Genomic DNA, 15,744 nt, shown 5'->3' with positions numbered 1-15,744 from the left:
TTATTCCTCAGATTCCTGTTGTTCTTTAGCGCTATAAAATTTCGCTAAAATTAAACCTAGCTCAAATAAAAGCAGCATAGGAAGTGCTAATAGTGTTTGCGATAACACATCGGGCGGTGTTAAAAACATTGCCACAACAAATACACCTACCACAATATAAGGGCGTTTTTGCTTTAAACTGTGTGTGGTTGTAGCGCCACTCCAACATAGCAACATTATGGCTACGGGGATTTCAAATGCCACGCCAAAAGCAAAAAATAATTTAAGTACAAACCCTAAATAACTACTAATATCTGGCGCTAGGGTCATCATTTGCGGCCCTACACTAGTAAAAAAGCCTAATATAATAGGGAGCACTATAAAGTAGCAAAAAGCGATACCGCCATAAAATAACAAAATGCTTGAGGCCAAAATTGGCATCAGCATACGTTTTTCGTGTTGGTATAAGCCAGGTGCTATAAACCCCCAAATTTGATGCAATATCCACGGAATAGCGCCAAACAAAGCAACAAATAGCGTGAGTTTAAACGGTGCAAAAAACGGTGCCGTAACATCAGTAGCTATCATAGTGGCAGTGCTTGGTAAATGTGCGACTAAAGGGGCTGCTACAAACTCATATATATCATTGGCAAAATACACTAGGCCAATAAATATCACTAAAATACTCAAAAGTGATTTAATAAGCCGATCGCGCAGCTCAATTAAGTGAGCGACAAACCCTGATTTAGCTTGTTCAGACATTATTTTTTATACCACGTAATGAGTTGACCACAAATAGGGGAATTAATTTCACTTTTTTTCATCGAGCTGTTCGTTAGATGACGTGCTTGAAGTGTTTTTATAGCTATGAGTAACCGACTGCGCTGCTTTTTGCAGTTCATCAACCGATTGTTGCAGCTCAGGGCTTAAATCTTTAAGCTCTTGTTGCTCTGCTTTTTTTAGGTTTTCGTGAAGCTCATGTATGCGCAGCTCTTCACTCACTTCTGTTTTAACTGAGTTAGCCATCGACTTAACCGTTTTTATCCAGCGCATTACGGTGCGAATGGCAACCGGTAACCGCTCAGGGCCAAGTACGACTAGGCCAACAATAAAAACAACAACAAGCTCCCACATTCCCATATTGTTTAAACCTTAGTATCGTCTTTGGTTTTTTCAGTACTTTGCGTTTGTGTTGGTGCTGCTTTTTGAGACTCTTGGATTTGTTCAGCTTTTTCGTTTTCAGTCTCTTTGGTTTGATCATCAGACATGGCTTTTTTAAACCCTTTAACTGCACCGCCTAAATCACCACCCATGCCACGTAGCTTTTTGGTACCAAAAAGAAGTACGATAATCGCTAAAACAATCAATAATTGCCAAATACTAATGCCGCCTAAACCCATGGTTATCTCCAAATGATAAATGCTTAAATGTTTATTTTAAGTACTAATTATACGCCCTGTGGCACAAATAGCACTTAGTTTATGTGTTACGCCACGCTGCAATAAAGCTAATTGCAGACGCTGCTAATGTTATGCCTGCTGCTATAAGGTCGTGCTGCAAATAACACAGTGCTGAGACAATCAGTGTAGCACTGCCTAACAGGCTAAGTACGAGCGCTTTGTGTGACACTTTGCTTGGCTGAGAATACTGCATTTGCGGACTACGCTTTAAATTTTGATAAATTAAATCAGGTAGTTCTGGCATTTTTTCAGCCCAAAATGGCAAGTTAGCATACATTTGTTTCATTACTGATAACGGTCCAACTTGTTGTTTTACCCAATCCTCTAAAAATGGCTTGGCGGTTTTCCATAAATCAAGCTGAGGATAAAGCTGACGCCCTAAGCCCTCAACATATAATAGGGTTTTTTGTAATAATACTAACTGCGGCTGTACCTGCATGTTAAAGCGGCGTGCGGTGTTAAATAAATTAACCAGTACATGGCCAAACGATATCTCAGCCAGCGGCTTATTAAATATAGGTTCGCACACGGTACGAATAGCAAATTCAAACTCTTCTATGCTGGTATCGGGCGGAACCCAGCCCGAGTCAACATGTAGCTGAGCCACTTGGCGGTAGTCACGATTAAAAAAGGCGATAAAGTTTTCAGCGAGATAGCGCTTATCTTCTTTGTTTAACGTGCCAACAATGCCACAGTCGATACCAATATACATGGGGTTTTCAGGGTGCTCGCGAGAGACAAATATATTGCCAGGGTGCATATCGGCATGAAAAAAACTGTCTCTAAATACTTGGGTAAAAAACACTTCTACACCGCGCTCAGCGAGTAATTTCATATTGGTATTTTGCGCAATTAACGACTCAGTATCTGAGACCGGAATTCCGTAAATACGCTCCATAACCAATACGTTACTGCGGCTATAATCGCTATAAACAGCCGGGATATATAACGAATCAGAGCCTTCAAAATTACGCTTAAGTTGAATGCCATTTGCGCCTTCGCGCATTAAATCGAGCTCATCTAGCAAGGTTTTTTTATACTCTTTGACCACTTCTACAGGGCGTAACCTTTTTGCTTCGCTGTGTACATTGGCAAGTACTTTAGCGAGCTTTTCCATAAGTGCTAAGTCGGCATTAATTTGTGTTTTTATGTTTGGTCGAATCACTTTTATAACAACATCTTGGCTGTTGTTATGGGCATCAACTAGCTTTGCAGTATGTACTTGTGCAATAGACGCAGAGGCCAGTGGGGTTTGCGAAAATTCACTAAATAACTGGTTTATATCGCTAATTTCGAGCGCTTTTTCAATTATTTTTTGGGCAAGTTCACCTTCAAAAGGCTCAACTTGGTCTTGCAAAAAAGCAAGCTCTAACGCAATGTCGTGAGGAAGTAAGTCTCGGCGGGTAGACAGCATTTGGCCAAACTTAATCCACACAGGGCCAAGCTCTTGCAGGGCTAAGCGCAGGCGCAAGCCCGCTGGCTTATTTTTGTGCTGGTTACGTAACCAAAACAAGCTACCACGTGCAATTTTAGCGTACCACGGTATTTTTTGTTTTGGTATTAACTCATCTAATCCGTAGCTAAGTAATGTTTTAGTGATGTAATACAATCGAGCAGTCGACACAAAAAATCCTTAGCGGTTGCTAGTGTTAGAAGAGTTGAGTAATGCATTTATGCGTTGTTCAATAGCGGCCACTTGCCCTTTTAATGCTCGGTTTTGTTGTTTAAATTGTTCAAGCTCTAAAGGGTGAATAGTTACAGCGAGCTCATCTTGGCATAGGCTGGTTAATGTGGTGCTAATTTGCTGACGTACTTTATGCTCTTTACTGCGTAAAGTATTTAGCTGTATGTAAAGTTGTTGTGCGGGCGCATCGCCAATATAGTGCGATAGTTGCTCAGGCCAATCTATATCTAGCCCAGAAAATGCGGCGCTGTATGCCTGAGCGACGTTTAAGTCGCCTTGCAGGTCTAGCTTATCTTGACGAATGAGCTGTGTAAGTATGGCTGGATCTTTAAGTACCAAAAGCGTATCTATATCGGCACTGATCATGCACTCTGCGCTATCTTCATCGCTGGCGCTGTAAAGGTGTAATAGTTTACCATCAAAGGTTAATACTATTTGTTGCTGCCAATTACGAATGTCGACCTTTAATGGTTTGTGCTTAACGGCACTGAGCTTATCTATTAAGGTGGCGTCGAGCTGCAGTACTTTATTAAGCACTCTTTCTATAAGCGAAAGTACAAAATTAGGTAACATAAAAAACTGCGAATCGGGTTTTGCTGCCACCACAGGCTCGCTTTTTTGCTCAAACGCCATAACTGCCTGCCTTAATATTTAAAACCACGGTGCAGTGCAACAATACCACCGGTTAGGTTTTGATACGTTGTTTGTTCAAAGCCTGCTTCTTCCATCATTGCTTTTAAAGTTTCTTGGTCTGGATGCATACGAATCGACTCAGCTAAGTATTGGTATGACTCGCTATCGTTCGCCACTACTTTACCCATAGTTGGCAATAGGTTGAACGAGTAAAAGTCGTACGCTTTACTTAAAATTTCATGCTCGGGCTTCGAAAATTCTAATACTAATAAACGCCCACCTGGCTTTAATATACGGTACATAGAGCGCAGGGCTTTGTCTTTATCGGTTACATTACGTAAGCCAAAGGCAATCGTGATCACATCAAAGCTGTTATCTGGAAATGGCAGCATTTCGGCATTCATCTGCACGTAGTCGATATTGCCGACTAACCCAAGATTGTGCAGTTTTTCGCGGCCGACCTTTAACATAGATGAGTTAATATCGCCTAAAACAACTTGGCCTGTTTCACCTACTAGCTGGCTAAATTTTGCTGTTAAATCGCCAGTGCCGCCTGCTAAATCAAGGACGTGGTGGCCTTTGCGCACACCTGAACTGGCTATAGTTTGACGTTTCCATAATCGATGTACACCAAAAGACATTAAATCGTTCATTACATCGTACTTTGCTGCAACCGAGTGAAATACGTCTGCAACCATTGAGGCTTTATCGTTTTCGGCTACGGTTTTATAGCCAAAATGCGTGGTCTTTTGCTCTGTTTCGTTCATGGTTAGTCTCTATCGTGGCAATAAAGACTAGTGTACTTGATTGTATACTGCAGGTGCAATTTGAATATGATTTATCAGGTAATTTAGCGTAAAACCTAGTGGCCAGCTGTAAAGCTACTTTGCCCCAGTGAGCGTGCTTTAAATGCCGCTTGCGAGGCTTTTTTAGCTAATTGGTTAAAGTCATCATTTTTGAGTTGCTGCGCTATGCCTAAAGATAAGTTAATGCCAGGCAGTTTAGTGCCGCTTTTAGAGCTAACAAAACGAAGCTTTTCTACGCCATTACGTACTTTTTCAGCAATAACATTGGCGGTCTCGGGGTCTATATCTGGCAGTAATACGGTAAATTGGTCCTTTGCTGTACGCCCAGGTAAACCACTTTGAAATACATATTTTTTTACTTGTTTAGCCACTTTGTTCAGAATAACTTCGCCAATTATATCGCCGTAATTATCGACAAAATGATCTAAATTATCTATTTGAATGGCAATTGCGCAAATCGATTTGTCTTGGTTGCTCCATACTTGAGTTTGCTGCGTTAAATAATGACGTTTATACAGCCCCGTTTGTGAGTCAATAATGTGCTGTTTACGTAATTGCGCTAACTGTTTTTGGGTTTTTTCGTGTAACTTTTTAGCTTTATGAAGTTCGTGTTTAAAGTGCTTGTGTTGCTCAAGTAACGTAGCTGATTGCGTATTTAGCGTATCGAGTGCTTGGCGGCTTTGCGCTATATTACTCTCATCCAGCGAGTGCATGCACTCACTTACTTGGCCAGCAAAGCTAGTAATTTGTTTTTCGGTTGATTGCGCATTGCGCGACAGTGAGTCAATAACCCCATTTACGTTATTAATCATCGCCACTTGCGTGGTGTGTCCTTCGTTTAAAAACTCAAAGTAGAGGTGCTCAATCAAAATACTATCAATATGCGCCTTATTAGTAATGGCCTCATCTATGGCGTTATTTAGCTGAGGATTTACTTTACTAATATAGGTATAGGCAACGTGGTAATTTAACGGAGAGGGGGGCAGCGTATGACGTTCTAAAAACAAGCATACATTTGTCATTTTTTCTTGAGCTACAGCCATGGAATCATGGAACATCATTTTAACTACCAACTAAGTACGCATTAAATACACATTAAAATAACTCTTCAATGAGGTGGTAATGCATCCAAGCTTTATTATTTTTTTACTACAATAATCGTTAAAGGGGCTATTTAAAAGTAAAAACCAGTATTAGTGAACTTAAATTTTTACTTTTGCTGCTTAACAGCTGATTTTATCATCAAAGAGTACGTATTTAACTTGATCTAGGTTGGTTCAGCTTATTTTTCAGGCTCTAATTAAGCGGTGTGTTATTGAGCTTAGTCGCATTTATCTTGCTATTTACTCAGCCTACGATAGTTTTGTGAAATCTATTGTATGGTTAAGTAAAACTAAAATGAATTATTCCTTACCCCCACGAATTTGCCGCACACTGCTTGCGTTATCACTTTTTGGCACGCTAAGCGCTTGTACATTAACAAGCCCCAACGCAAACACACAATTTGAACAAGTGGCGCAAAGTATTGTTGATTACCGCCAACGTGTTAATCCTTACGCACAGCCTGAAGGGGTTGATGGCTATTTGTTGCCCAATTTGTCGGCTGAATTTTTAAAACAGCAATATGAAGAAAAAACAGCATTGTTGAGTCGCTTAGATGCAATTGATAGCGACCAGCTTTCAAGTGAAAACAGTATAAACCTCAGTATTATTCGTGCGCAGGTACAAAATAGCGTTGATGAATACGTGTTTAATGCGCACTACATACCGCTCACGTCTGAGTATGGGTTCCATTCTAGCTTGTCTTATATAATTAATAGCTCGCAGTACAAGCAACCACAACAGTTAGAAACGTATTTAGCCCGCCTTGAACAAGTACCGCGCTTTTTTGAGCAAAACATACACTGGATGAAAAAGGGGCTAGAAACTGGGCTTACTCAACCACAAGCAGTATTAGCTGGGTATGAAGACTCAATAAGCGCATACATAGTGGATGATGTAACACAGTCAGACTTTTACTCCCCGTTTAAAACAAACACGGCAGGGCTAAGTGAAAACGACTTTAAAGCGTTACAACAAAAAGCTAAACGCATTATAAAAAATGATGTTATTGCCTCTTACAAAGCATATTTAACATTTTTTACTACGCAATATCAGCCAGGCGCACGCACTACGATTGGTGTTTCGCAAACCCCTAATGGCAAAGCGTTTTATAAAAACCGCGCGCAGTATTACACCACCACAAAAATGAGCATTGATGAAATACATCAACTGGGGTTATCTGAGGTGGCGCGTATCCGCAGTGAAATGCAGGCAATAATTAAGGAAGTAGGATTTGAAGGCACGTTTGCCGATTTTATTCACTTTTTACGTACCGATCCGCAATTTTACGCCACCACTCCAGAGCAGCTATTAAAAGAAGCTGCATACATAGCTAAAAAAATGGACGCGCAGCTACCTAAGTTATTTCATACTCTGCCACGTATGCCCTATGGCGTAGCACCCGTGCCTGAAAATATAGCCCCTAAATATACAACAGGTCGCTATGTTGGCTCGAGCCGAAGCGATCAAGCGGGTTATTATTGGGTAAATACCTACGCGCTAGATAAGCGTCCGTTGTATGTATTAGAAGCGCTGACCTTGCACGAAGCCGTACCTGGGCATCATTTACAAATATCGCTTAATGCAGAGCTTGAAAATTTACCAAGCTATCGACGTGATGCTTACCTTTCGGCTTTTGGTGAAGGATGGGGACTTTATTCTGAATACTTAGGGATAGAAGCAGGCTTTTACCAAGACCCATACAGCCGATTTGGCCGTTTAACCTATGAAATGTGGCGTGCAGCTCGTTTAGTCGTTGATACAGGTATGCACATGTACGGCTGGAGCCGAGAGCGCGCTATGAACTTTATGAGCGAGAACACAGCGCTTTCATTACACAATGTTAAAACCGAAACCGACCGCTATATTTCGTGGCCAGGGCAAGCTTTGTCTTACAAAATTGGCGAGCTGACTATTAAGCGTTTACGCACAGAGGCTGAGCAAGCGCTTGGAGCGCATTTTGATATACGTGAGTTTCATCATCAAGTATTACGCCATGGTTCAGTGCCATTATCAGTGCTTGAAGAGCAAGTTCGTTTGTATATAAAAGCTGAGCTCGAAAACACAAAAAGCTAATTATCAAAGGGTATAAACCTTGAACAACGAAAGGTGTTGTGTCATTTTGACTCAACACCTTTTTTATTTTTAAAAACAGCCATCAAGGGGCCTTGGATGAGCGATTTTATTATTTTTAGTATTGATGTATTTGCGAGTATTTTTATTGTTGCACTCGGGTTTATTGTACTTACCGTTATTGTTTTTTATTTTCGTGATATTACCCAAACAAAGCATGCAATCAGACGAAATTACCCGGTTATTGGCCGTTTTAGATACTTTTTTGAGCGCCAAGGGGAATTTTTTAGGCAGTACTTTTTTGCCCTCGATAGAGAAGAAATGCCGTTTAACCGAGCAGAGCGTAGTTGGGTGTATCGTGCTGCAAAAGATGTTGATCGTACAGCTGCATTTGGCTCAACACAAAGCTTAGAGGTAACAGGTACAGTGATGTTTATGAATTGTGCTTTTCCTACCTTAGATGAAGAGGCGCTGGACCCAAGTAATGTCACCTTAGGTCCTTATTGTAAAACGCCCTACACAACTAACTCATTGTTTAATATATCAGGTATGAGCTTTGGTGCGCTCTCAAAACCGGCTGTTAGAGCGTTATCAAAAGGGGCAAAGCTGGCAGGCTGCTGGATGAACACCGGTGAAGGCGGGTTAAGCCCTTATCACTTAGAAGGCGGTGCAGATTTGGTGTTTCAAATTGGCACCGCTAAATATGGAGTGCGCGATGAGCTTGGAAATCTAAGTATCGATAAACTGAAAGAAATTGCGGCGCATAAAAACGTAAAAATGTTTGAGCTTAAATTAAGCCAAGGTGCCAAACCGGGTAAAGGTGGCATGTTGCCAGGTAAAAAGGTTAATGCTGAAATTGCTAAAATAAGGGGCATTCCTGAGGGTAAAGATTCAATTAGCCCAAATGGACACCCAGAGATCAAAAAGCCAAGTAATATATTAGATATGATTGCCACTGTGCGAAACGCCACAGGCAAACCTACCGGCTTTAAAGCAGTTATTGGTGATTACACTTGGCTAGAAACGCTATTTGCAGAAATAAACCACCGCGGGCTTGAGTCTGCACCGGATTTTATCACTATTGATAGTGCCGATGGCGGTACCGGTGCTGCGCCACAACCATTATTAGATTCGGTAGGCTTACCGCTGCGCGAAAGCTTACCGCTGGTTGTGAATATGCTTGAAAAACACGGCTTAACAGGGCGTGTTAAAGTTATTGTATCGGGTAAGTTAATTGTGCCTTCTAAAGTGGCATGGGCACTTGCATTAGGTGCAGATTTTGTTGTTTCTGCTCGCGGTCACATGTTTGCGTTAGGCTGTATACAAGCCATGCAGTGTAATAAAGATACCTGCCCAACGGGGATTACTACTCATAATGAGCGCCTGCAACGCGGCTTAAATGTTGCCGATAAAGCCCAGCGAGTTGCCAATTATAATAAATATATTCATTACGGCGCTGGCTTAATTGCACACTCATGTGGTGTAACGAGTGCGCGGGAGTTAAGGCGTAAACATGTGCGTATTGTACAAGAAAGTGGGCTGTCGGAGCCGCTCGATAAAATTTACGAAAATTACCACTAACAGTATTAGGCGCTTTAGCGCCTTTTTTAATTTAGCTGGCTTATTAATAAACTAAAAAAGGCATCTTTGTTGTCGCAGCTCTTGGCATTTAAAATAAGTTGCTCACCTAAGCTGAGCGTTTGTTTTTGTACTGCAAGGCGCGTATTTTCATCTTCAATACTGTCAATATCTGCCACATGGGCAAGTCCTATCGTGCGCCTAATTAGCTCTGTGCCACAATAGCCTATGGCGTCTTGTAATACGTTTTTCATAAAGTACTGTGGGTAGCCGCCAGTATTGAGTGTTTGATCTGTGCTGTGATTGGCAATTAAAGTTAGCCATTGTTGCTCAAATAAATTATAGCTTTCAACAATGCAGCTAAGTAAATGGGTTTGATAGTTTCGCCGTGCTACAAACTCTTCAATATGCCCAGCCTGTGCGCAGTAATTTAACAGTAAATTACCGATAAAAGAGCCTATATCAAAGCCAATAGGACCAAAAAAGCCAAACTCAGGGTCTATTACTTTGGTGGTATTGGTATCTACAAAAATACTGCCGCTGTGCATATCGCCGTGCAGCAATGTTTGTGGGTTAGATAAAAAATTAGCTTTTAATTTCGCAACTTCTAATTTAAGCGCCGTGTTATCGCGAAGAGTTTTCACCTGCGGGGCTAGCTGCATAGGAAAGTTATTACGCTCGTGTTTTATGTACGGATCGCTAAAAAATAAATCTTCGGTTATTTGGCAAAGCTCAGGGTTAGTAAATTGCTGTACTAGCGCTTTTTTATGCTGGGCCGCTAGGTAAAAATCTGAATTATAAAAACCCGTATGGCTTAAATACGTCGCTACGTGCTCGGCTAACTTAGGAAATTGCTCCGCGTTATTTTGTGCGGTACGCAATATTTTTAAATAACCTAAATCTTCTAAAATGGTCAGTGCGTAAGCTTGATTATAGTGCAGCACCTTAGCAGTGTTTTGCGGGCAAATAGCACCGTGATTAAGTAATACTTGTGCCTCAATTCGGGCTCTATCAAGTGTAAGCGGCCATGACTCACCTACACAACGAGCATAAGGCAGCGCTTGCTTTAAAATAATGCTGTTATGGTGCTCATCGCTAACTCTAAATACTAAATTAAGGTTACCGTCACCAAATTCGTACGCAGTTAGGTTTGCGTCAGCATTAAAAAAATCATACTGCTCAGAATCAATTAACGAATTTACATATTCAATTGCGCGCTGCGCATTAAATGCGACATAGTTAGCCATAGTGAGATCTCAAATAACCTTTTTGGGCATTCTATACCTTTAAATGTTTAGATGTCTACAAGTCTAACTTGAGAGTTATTCAAACTGATGTAAAATACCCTTACGCATTTTATTTAAGCAGCCTCACCATGCAAAACCTAATCGCAAGCAGTTTAAAATATGAAAACGGCACATTAAGTGTGCTTGACCAGTATTTACTTCCTCATCAGCAGGTATGGCACGAGTGCCATAGTGTTGAGACGATGAAGGAGCTGATCATCAGTTTAAAAATTCGTGGCGCCCCATTGATAGGCTTAGGTGCGAGTTTGCTGGTTGCTCACTTAGCTGAGCAAGGTGCTACAAAGGCGGCGCTTGGTGATGCAATTAATGAGCTTGAAGCCACACGCCCAACGGCTGTTAATTTAATGCATTGCATGGCTACATTAAGAGAGGCCCTTAAAAGCGATGATTTTGTAGCAGCTGTGGTGTGCAGCGCAGAGCGTCTTTTTATTGAAGACATTGAGTTATGTGAGCGTATGGCAACACGCGGTGCTGAGCTTATACACAGCGGCGACAATATTTTAACCCATTGTAATACTGGCGCATTAGCCACTGCCGGTATTGGTACAGCGTTAGGCGTTATTTACAAAGCGCAGCAGCAACATGGCAATATACATGTGTGGGTTGATGAAACGCGGCCATTATTGCAAGGCGGACGTTTAACCGCGTTCGAACTTGAGCGCTGGCAAGTACCGTACACGCTTATTTGCGATAATATGGCAGCAAGTTTAATGGCCGCAGGCAAGGTAGATAAAATAGTGGTGGGCGCCGATCGTATTGCTGCCAATGGTGACTTTGCTAATAAAGTGGGGACTTATAACTTAGCTGTATTGGCCCATTTTCATGATATTCCATTTTATGTTGTTGCACCTTTAACTACACTTGATACACAAACAACTTGCGGTAGTGATATAGCAATAGAGCAGCGAAATAGCGCAGAGGTACGCGGCGTAAGTGGCAGTTTTGGTGAGGCGCTGTGGGCACCGACTAATGCCAATGTGTATAATCCGGCATTTGATGTAACACCTGCAAAACTAGTAACAGCTTGGGTGTTAGACACCGGTGTTTACAATAAAAGTGATGTAGAGAGTGGTGCGTTAACAGCACTTAAGTAGTTTTTTAAACAGCGCTCCACTTATCCCTTTGTGGAGCGTATTACGTTTGCTATGCGAGCAAAGGAAACTGCTTCGCAATTTCAGACTTGGTGCTTTTTGCAACCCAGCCCTCGGTATTATTAAATAATCGAATGGCGGTAAATTCTGGGTCGCTCCCCATATCAAACCAGTGTGGGGTAAGGGCTGGTACCGAAATTAAGTCACCTTGCTGGCATAATACTTGGTAAATTTTGGCATCTATATGCAGGCAAAATAACCCTTGGCCTTTTACAAAAAAGCGGACTTCGTCTTCACTATGAGTGTGCTCAAACAAAAACTTTTCTCGCATTTGTGCCGCTGCAGGATTGCCTTTGGCAAGTGAAATAACATCCACCGTTTGGTAGCCATTTTGCGCTTTTAAGCGCGCTATATCATTTTTATACGCTGCAATAATTTGCTCATTTTTAGTGTGCTCATTAATGGGCGCAGTTGCTTGCCATTGCTCAAAGCGTACATTTACCTTTGCTAATTGCTGAGTAATTTCGCTTAAATCACAGGTGTTTATCAGCGCATTACTTGAGTTATTGTTAGCATAAATTGTTAATTGGCTCATACAAATTGCTCCAATTTAACTGTGCTAAAGTCATGTACGTAAGGGTGCTCGCTTAATGCTTGGCCATCACGTATTAGGTGCAAAGTTTTAAGCCCTGCGGCTTTAGCAGCATCAAGCTCGCTTGCGACATCACTTAAAAACAAGATTTCGTTTGCACTAAAGGGGAGCTGGTTAACTATCGTGTTATAGGCTGCTTGCTCTTGCTTTGCGCCGACTTTGGTATCAAAAAAGTCGCTAAAAAGGGCGCGAATATCGCCATAGTCGCTGTATTTAAAGAGTAACTGCTGCGCTCTTACCGAGCCTGATGAATACACATAGAGTGCGGTGCCTTGTGCGTGCTGAGCTTGCAAAAATTCAAACGCATCTGGGTATAAGTGGCCTTTAAAATCAGCCTGCTCGTAGCCCGTTTGCCAAATTAGCCCTTGTATTTGTTTCAAGGGTGTAATTTTTTTATCTTCTTCAATCCACTTTAGTAACACGCTAATGACACTTTCTATATCGGCATCTGGCTCATTAATAATGGCTTTTAGGGCCGCTATTTGCTCAGCGACATGGGCTTTATTTTCGTTTAAGCGCATAAACGTTGCTAGTTGCTTGGCTGCATAGGGAAACAGCACCTCTTTTACAAATGAGATACGTGTTATGGTGCCTTCAATATCAGTTAAAATTGCTTTTATCATTATAGCTGTGCCCCAATACCTTCTATTTTTAACCGTTCTAGCTCACAGCTAAATAAAAACTCTAACCCTTCTAAGTGGCGAAGTGCTTGTTTGTAATTACTCCCTACTACATAAACGCCATGCCCACGAATTAACACTGCATGCTCAATGGGAGTATGTAAGTGGTGATCGCTAAGCAGCAAGCTTAAGCGCTCAATATCTTGATCGTTTTCGAAAATAGGAATGCTGAGCGTATCTAAATGCGAAGTTACCCCGCTGAGTGACTTTTGCATTTCATAACCGCTTAAATTTAATGCATGGCTTTTAATTACACGCGAAAGTACAGTGGCTGCTACTGAATGAGTATGCAGCACCACGTTAGCATGCGGAATAAGCTTATACATGCCTAAGTGCAGTTGCGTTTCGGCCGATGGGTTGCCAGCACCTTTGGTGCGATTTCCTTGATGATCAAGCTCAATAAAAGTGTGTGTACCGAGCTGACCTTTATCAAAGCCGCTAGCGGTAACCACATACCCTGTTGCGGTGCGCGCCGAAAAATTTCCGCCGGTGGCGGGAACCCAGCCTTTTTGACTGATCCATTTTCCGGCTTCAATAAGTTGCGAAATAGCGGTATTGTTGTGCATACATTCCTCACCAATGAGTGTAATACCAATGCGTAATAATACTTAACGCGTTTGAGGCGCTAAACCAAACGCGAGCTGCGTTTTCGCTACCTCAAAATAGCTCAGTTAATTAAGCAAATTGATATAAAGCTATTTAATTTTAGACGGCTATACTTCTGTTTTAAGCAATGATAGCATCGCTTTAAGCGCAAAACCATCATTAAGGGCCTGTCGTGTTTGAAAGTAAATTACCAAATTTAAGTGTTAGTATATTTAGCCAAATGAGTGGCTTGGCAAATCAGCATTCGGCAATAAATTTATCGCAGGGTTTTCCTGAGTTTGATGCGCCAGAATTATTGAAAAACCAGCTGAATTTTTATGTTCAGCAAGGGGTTAATCAATACTCGCCATCCAGTGGTGTGCCCCGTTTACAGCAACAAATAGCAAATTTAGTTTCGCGTAAATACGCGGCAAAAATTGATGCAGTTGAGCAAGTTACGGTCACATCGGGCGCCACCGAAGCATTATTTGTAGCTATTCAAACTATAGTACGCCCCGATGATGAAGTCATTGTGTTTGACCCCGCTTATGACTCTTACCAGCCTGCCATTGAGCTTGCTGGCGGTAAAACAGTTCATATTGCATTACATGCACCCGATTATGCTATTGATTGGCAAACTGTTCGCAGCGCAGTGAGCAAAAACACGCGCGCTATAATTATTAATACACCACACAATCCAAGCGGTAAAATACTTAAACACCATGATATAAACGCACTCAAATCGTTAGTAAGCGACCACGATTTATATGTAATAAGTGATGAAGTTTACGAACACATTACCTTTGATGGCGATAAGCACTTAAGCATGCTTTGTGATGAGCAGCTACGTGAAAAAAGCTTTGTTATATCAAGTTTTGGCAAAACGTTTCATAGTACCGGCTGGAAAATGGGGTACTGTATTGCGCCTGCGCCGCTTGCTACTGAGTTTAGAAAAATACACCAGTATGTTACTTTTTCAAGTTTTACACCTGCACAATACGCATTGGCCGACATGCTTGAACAACAAGGCGAGCATGTAGATGCGCTAAGCAATTTTTATCAGCAAAAGCGCGACTTACTGGCACAGCACTTAAGTGACAGCCGTTTTACTATTTTACCAAGCCAAGGTACGTACTTTTTATTGCTCGATTACAGTAAGGTGTCTGATCTTAATGATGTAGATTTTTGCCACTGGTTAGTAGAGCAAGCTGGGGTTGCTGCTATTCCTTTAAGTGTGTTTTATAAGCAACCTTCAAATGATAAAGTGATTCGACTGTGTTTTGCTAAAAACGATGAAACTTTAATAGAGGCCGCGCAAATATTATGTCAACTTTAACGCTTACACTTGTTCAAAGTGCGCTGCATTGGCTTGATAAAGACGCCAATTTAGCCATGTTTGATAAAAAATTAGCAGAGATAACCGCTAACCCTGATTTAATTTTACTACCTGAAACCTTTGCTACTGGTTTTGCAATTAATCTTGATTGTGCAGAGCCTGAAAACGGCAAAGTAGTTACTTGGCTAAAAGCGCAAGCACATAAGCATAACGCAGTTATTGCAGGGTCAGTATTAGTTGCGCAAGGCGATAAAAAAGCAAATCGCTTTTATTGGGTAAAACCCAATGGTGAGGTAAATTATTACGATAAACGTCATTTATTTCGCTTAGGGAGTGAGGGCGACTATGTTGTTGCAGGGCAAGCGCGTAAAACATTTGAAATCAATGGCTTTAAGCTACTGCCACAGGTGTGTTACGACCTACGTTTTCCTGTTTTTCAGCGTAATAATAACGACTACGATGTAATGATAAACGTAGCCAACTGGCCTGCGGTTCGTCGCCATATTTGGGATACGCTATTAATGGCACGCGCCATGGAAAACCTATGTTATGTAGTCGCTGTTAACCGTGTTGGCGATGATGGCAATGGTGTTGCGCACAGTGGTGGCACGGCCGCATACGACTTTAAAGGCGATACAATCGCCAAAGCAAAAGACAATACGCAAGAGTTACTTACCGTAACACTTGAAAAAGCACCGTTAGAGGATTTTAAAGCCGCATTCCCCGCTTATTTAGATGCTGACGCTTTTACCTTGGTATAAATCGCTAAGCATTAGCAC

At 41.6% G+C, this 15,744-nt stretch carries 16 protein-coding genes; 5 read left to right on the top strand and 11 right to left on the bottom strand.

Going from position 1 to position 15,744, the window contains the following annotated elements; genetic code table 11:
• The 7 genes from tatC to QUE46_RS16075 all read right to left on the bottom strand — a co-directional run bounded on the left by tatC (window position 1) and on the right by QUE46_RS16075 (window position 5,605).
• Complete coding sequence (gene tatC / locus QUE46_RS16105) at window positions 1-741, bottom strand: twin-arginine translocase subunit TatC (RefSeq protein ID WP_286245599.1); 741 nt, start codon at window positions 739-741, stop codon at window positions 1-3.
• Window positions 742-789: 48 nt separating this feature from the next.
• On the bottom strand, window positions 790-1,119 hold the full coding sequence (gene tatB / locus QUE46_RS16100) for a Sec-independent protein translocase protein TatB (protein ID WP_286245598.1): 330 nt from the start codon (window positions 1,117-1,119) through the stop codon (window positions 790-792).
• Between the two features lie 5 nt (window positions 1,120-1,124).
• A complete protein-coding gene (gene tatA / locus QUE46_RS16095) occupies window positions 1,125-1,379 on the bottom strand; it encodes a Sec-independent protein translocase subunit TatA (protein ID WP_286245597.1) in 255 nt (84 codons plus the stop codon).
• Window positions 1,380-1,458: 79 nt separating this feature from the next.
• Entirely contained in the window at window positions 1,459-3,063 is a 1,605-nt protein-coding gene (gene ubiB / locus QUE46_RS16090; protein WP_286245596.1) for a ubiquinone biosynthesis regulatory protein kinase UbiB, read from the bottom strand.
• 9 nt (window positions 3,064-3,072) lie between these two features.
• The gene (locus tag QUE46_RS16085) at window positions 3,073-3,756 is read right to left on the bottom strand and encodes an SCP2 domain-containing protein (RefSeq protein ID WP_286245595.1); all 684 of its coding nucleotides are present in this window, start codon (window positions 3,754-3,756) and stop codon (window positions 3,073-3,075) included.
• Between the two features lie 11 nt (window positions 3,757-3,767).
• Entirely contained in the window at window positions 3,768-4,523 is a 756-nt protein-coding gene (gene ubiE / locus QUE46_RS16080; protein WP_286245594.1) for a bifunctional demethylmenaquinone methyltransferase/2-methoxy-6-polyprenyl-1,4-benzoquinol methylase UbiE, read from the bottom strand.
• Window positions 4,524-4,618: 95 nt separating this feature from the next.
• On the bottom strand, window positions 4,619-5,605 hold the full coding sequence (locus QUE46_RS16075) for a diguanylate cyclase domain-containing protein (RefSeq protein WP_286247802.1): 987 nt from the start codon (window positions 5,603-5,605) through the stop codon (window positions 4,619-4,621).
• 355 nt (window positions 5,606-5,960) lie between these two features.
• On the opposite strand from QUE46_RS16075, the gene QUE46_RS16070 reads away from it, so the two are divergent.
• Both QUE46_RS16070 and QUE46_RS16065 read left to right on the top strand, forming a co-directional pair.
• A complete protein-coding gene (locus QUE46_RS16070; protein ID WP_286245593.1) occupies window positions 5,961-7,739 on the top strand; it encodes a DUF885 family protein in 1,779 nt (592 codons plus the stop codon).
• A gap of 96 nt (window positions 7,740-7,835) precedes the next feature.
• Entirely contained in the window at window positions 7,836-9,317 is a 1,482-nt protein-coding gene (locus QUE46_RS16065; protein WP_286245592.1) for an FMN-binding glutamate synthase family protein, read from the top strand.
• Between the two features lie 26 nt (window positions 9,318-9,343).
• Here the strand turns inward: QUE46_RS16065 and mtnK are convergent, their stop codons facing one another.
• On the bottom strand, window positions 9,344-10,561 hold the full coding sequence (mtnK, locus tag QUE46_RS16060; RefSeq protein ID WP_286245591.1) for an S-methyl-5-thioribose kinase: 1,218 nt from the start codon (window positions 10,559-10,561) through the stop codon (window positions 9,344-9,346).
• A 128-nt stretch (window positions 10,562-10,689) separates the two neighbouring features.
• On the opposite strand from mtnK, the gene mtnA reads away from it, so the two are divergent.
• Window positions 10,690-11,715: an S-methyl-5-thioribose-1-phosphate isomerase gene (mtnA, locus tag QUE46_RS16055; RefSeq protein ID WP_286245590.1), complete on the top strand. Its 1,026-nt coding sequence runs from the start codon at window positions 10,690-10,692 to the stop codon at window positions 11,713-11,715.
• Between the two features lie 49 nt (window positions 11,716-11,764).
• Here the strand turns inward: mtnA and QUE46_RS16050 are convergent, their stop codons facing one another.
• Genes QUE46_RS16050 through QUE46_RS16040 form a run of 3 tightly spaced genes read right to left on the bottom strand, consistent with a single transcriptional unit; the run spans window position 11,765 to window position 13,610 of the window.
• Window positions 11,765-12,307: an acireductone dioxygenase gene (locus QUE46_RS16050; protein WP_286245589.1), complete on the bottom strand. Its 543-nt coding sequence runs from the start codon at window positions 12,305-12,307 to the stop codon at window positions 11,765-11,767.
• On the bottom strand, window positions 12,304-12,987 hold the full coding sequence (gene mtnC, locus QUE46_RS16045; protein WP_286245588.1) for an acireductone synthase: 684 nt from the start codon (window positions 12,985-12,987) through the stop codon (window positions 12,304-12,306). Before mtnC ends, QUE46_RS16050 begins: the two co-directional genes overlap by 4 nt.
• Window positions 12,987-13,610 (bottom strand): methylthioribulose 1-phosphate dehydratase, encoded by a 624-nt coding sequence (locus QUE46_RS16040; protein WP_286245587.1) that lies wholly within the window; start codon window positions 13,608-13,610, stop codon window positions 12,987-12,989. Before QUE46_RS16040 ends, mtnC begins: the two co-directional genes overlap by 1 nt.
• Window positions 13,611-13,822: 212 nt before the next feature.
• On the opposite strand from QUE46_RS16040, the gene QUE46_RS16035 reads away from it, so the two are divergent.
• Window positions 13,823-14,965: a methionine aminotransferase gene (locus tag QUE46_RS16035; protein WP_286245586.1), complete on the top strand. Its 1,143-nt coding sequence runs from the start codon at window positions 13,823-13,825 to the stop codon at window positions 14,963-14,965.
• Entirely contained in the window at window positions 14,953-15,726 is a 774-nt protein-coding gene (locus tag QUE46_RS16030; protein WP_286245585.1) for an amidohydrolase, read from the top strand. Before QUE46_RS16035 ends, QUE46_RS16030 begins: the two co-directional genes overlap by 13 nt.
• The last annotated feature ends 18 nt before the right edge of the window (window positions 15,727-15,744 follow it).

It is taken from the genome of Pseudoalteromonas sp. MM1 (assembly GCF_030296835.1).
Lineage (GTDB): Bacteria > Pseudomonadota > Gammaproteobacteria > Enterobacterales > Alteromonadaceae > Pseudoalteromonas.
The sequence above is the reverse complement of the archived record's forward strand: the minus strand, read 5'-3'. Positions and strand labels throughout refer to the sequence as shown.

Bases quoted from the DNA above. Each gene is read 5' to 3' on its own strand.
- QUE46_RS16070 (WP_286245593.1), top strand. From the start codon at position 5,961: ATGAATTATTCCTTACCCCCACGAATTTGCCGCACACTGCTTGCGTTA.
- mtnA (WP_286245590.1), top strand. From the start codon at position 10,690: ATGCAAAACCTAATCGCAAGCAGTTTAAAATATGAAAACGGCACATTA.
- QUE46_RS16030 (WP_286245585.1), top strand. From the start codon at position 14,953: ATGTCAACTTTAACGCTTACACTTGTTCAAAGTGCGCTGCATTGGCTT.
- QUE46_RS16085 (WP_286245595.1), bottom strand. From the start codon at position 3,756: ATGGCGTTTGAGCAAAAAAGCGAGCCTGTGGTGGCAGCAAAACCCGAT.
- mtnK (WP_286245591.1), bottom strand. From the start codon at position 10,561: ATGGCTAACTATGTCGCATTTAATGCGCAGCGCGCAATTGAATATGTA.
- QUE46_RS16040 (WP_286245587.1), bottom strand. From the start codon at position 13,610: ATGCACAACAATACCGCTATTTCGCAACTTATTGAAGCCGGAAAATGG.
- QUE46_RS16075 (WP_286247802.1), bottom strand. From the start codon at position 5,605: ATGGCTGTAGCTCAAGAAAAAATGACAAATGTATGCTTGTTTTTAGAA.
- tatA (WP_286245597.1), bottom strand. From the start codon at position 1,379: ATGGGTTTAGGCGGCATTAGTATTTGGCAATTATTGATTGTTTTAGCG.
- ubiE (WP_286245594.1), bottom strand. From the start codon at position 4,523: ATGAACGAAACAGAGCAAAAGACCACGCATTTTGGCTATAAAACCGTA.
- mtnC (WP_286245588.1), bottom strand. From the start codon at position 12,987: ATGATAAAAGCAATTTTAACTGATATTGAAGGCACCATAACACGTATC.
- tatC (WP_286245599.1), bottom strand. From the start codon at position 741: ATGTCTGAACAAGCTAAATCAGGGTTTGTCGCTCACTTAATTGAGCTG.
- tatB (WP_286245598.1), bottom strand. From the start codon at position 1,119: ATGGGAATGTGGGAGCTTGTTGTTGTTTTTATTGTTGGCCTAGTCGTA.
- QUE46_RS16050 (WP_286245589.1), bottom strand. From the start codon at position 12,307: ATGAGCCAATTAACAATTTATGCTAACAATAACTCAAGTAATGCGCTG.
- QUE46_RS16065 (WP_286245592.1), top strand. From the start codon at position 7,836: ATGAGCGATTTTATTATTTTTAGTATTGATGTATTTGCGAGTATTTTT.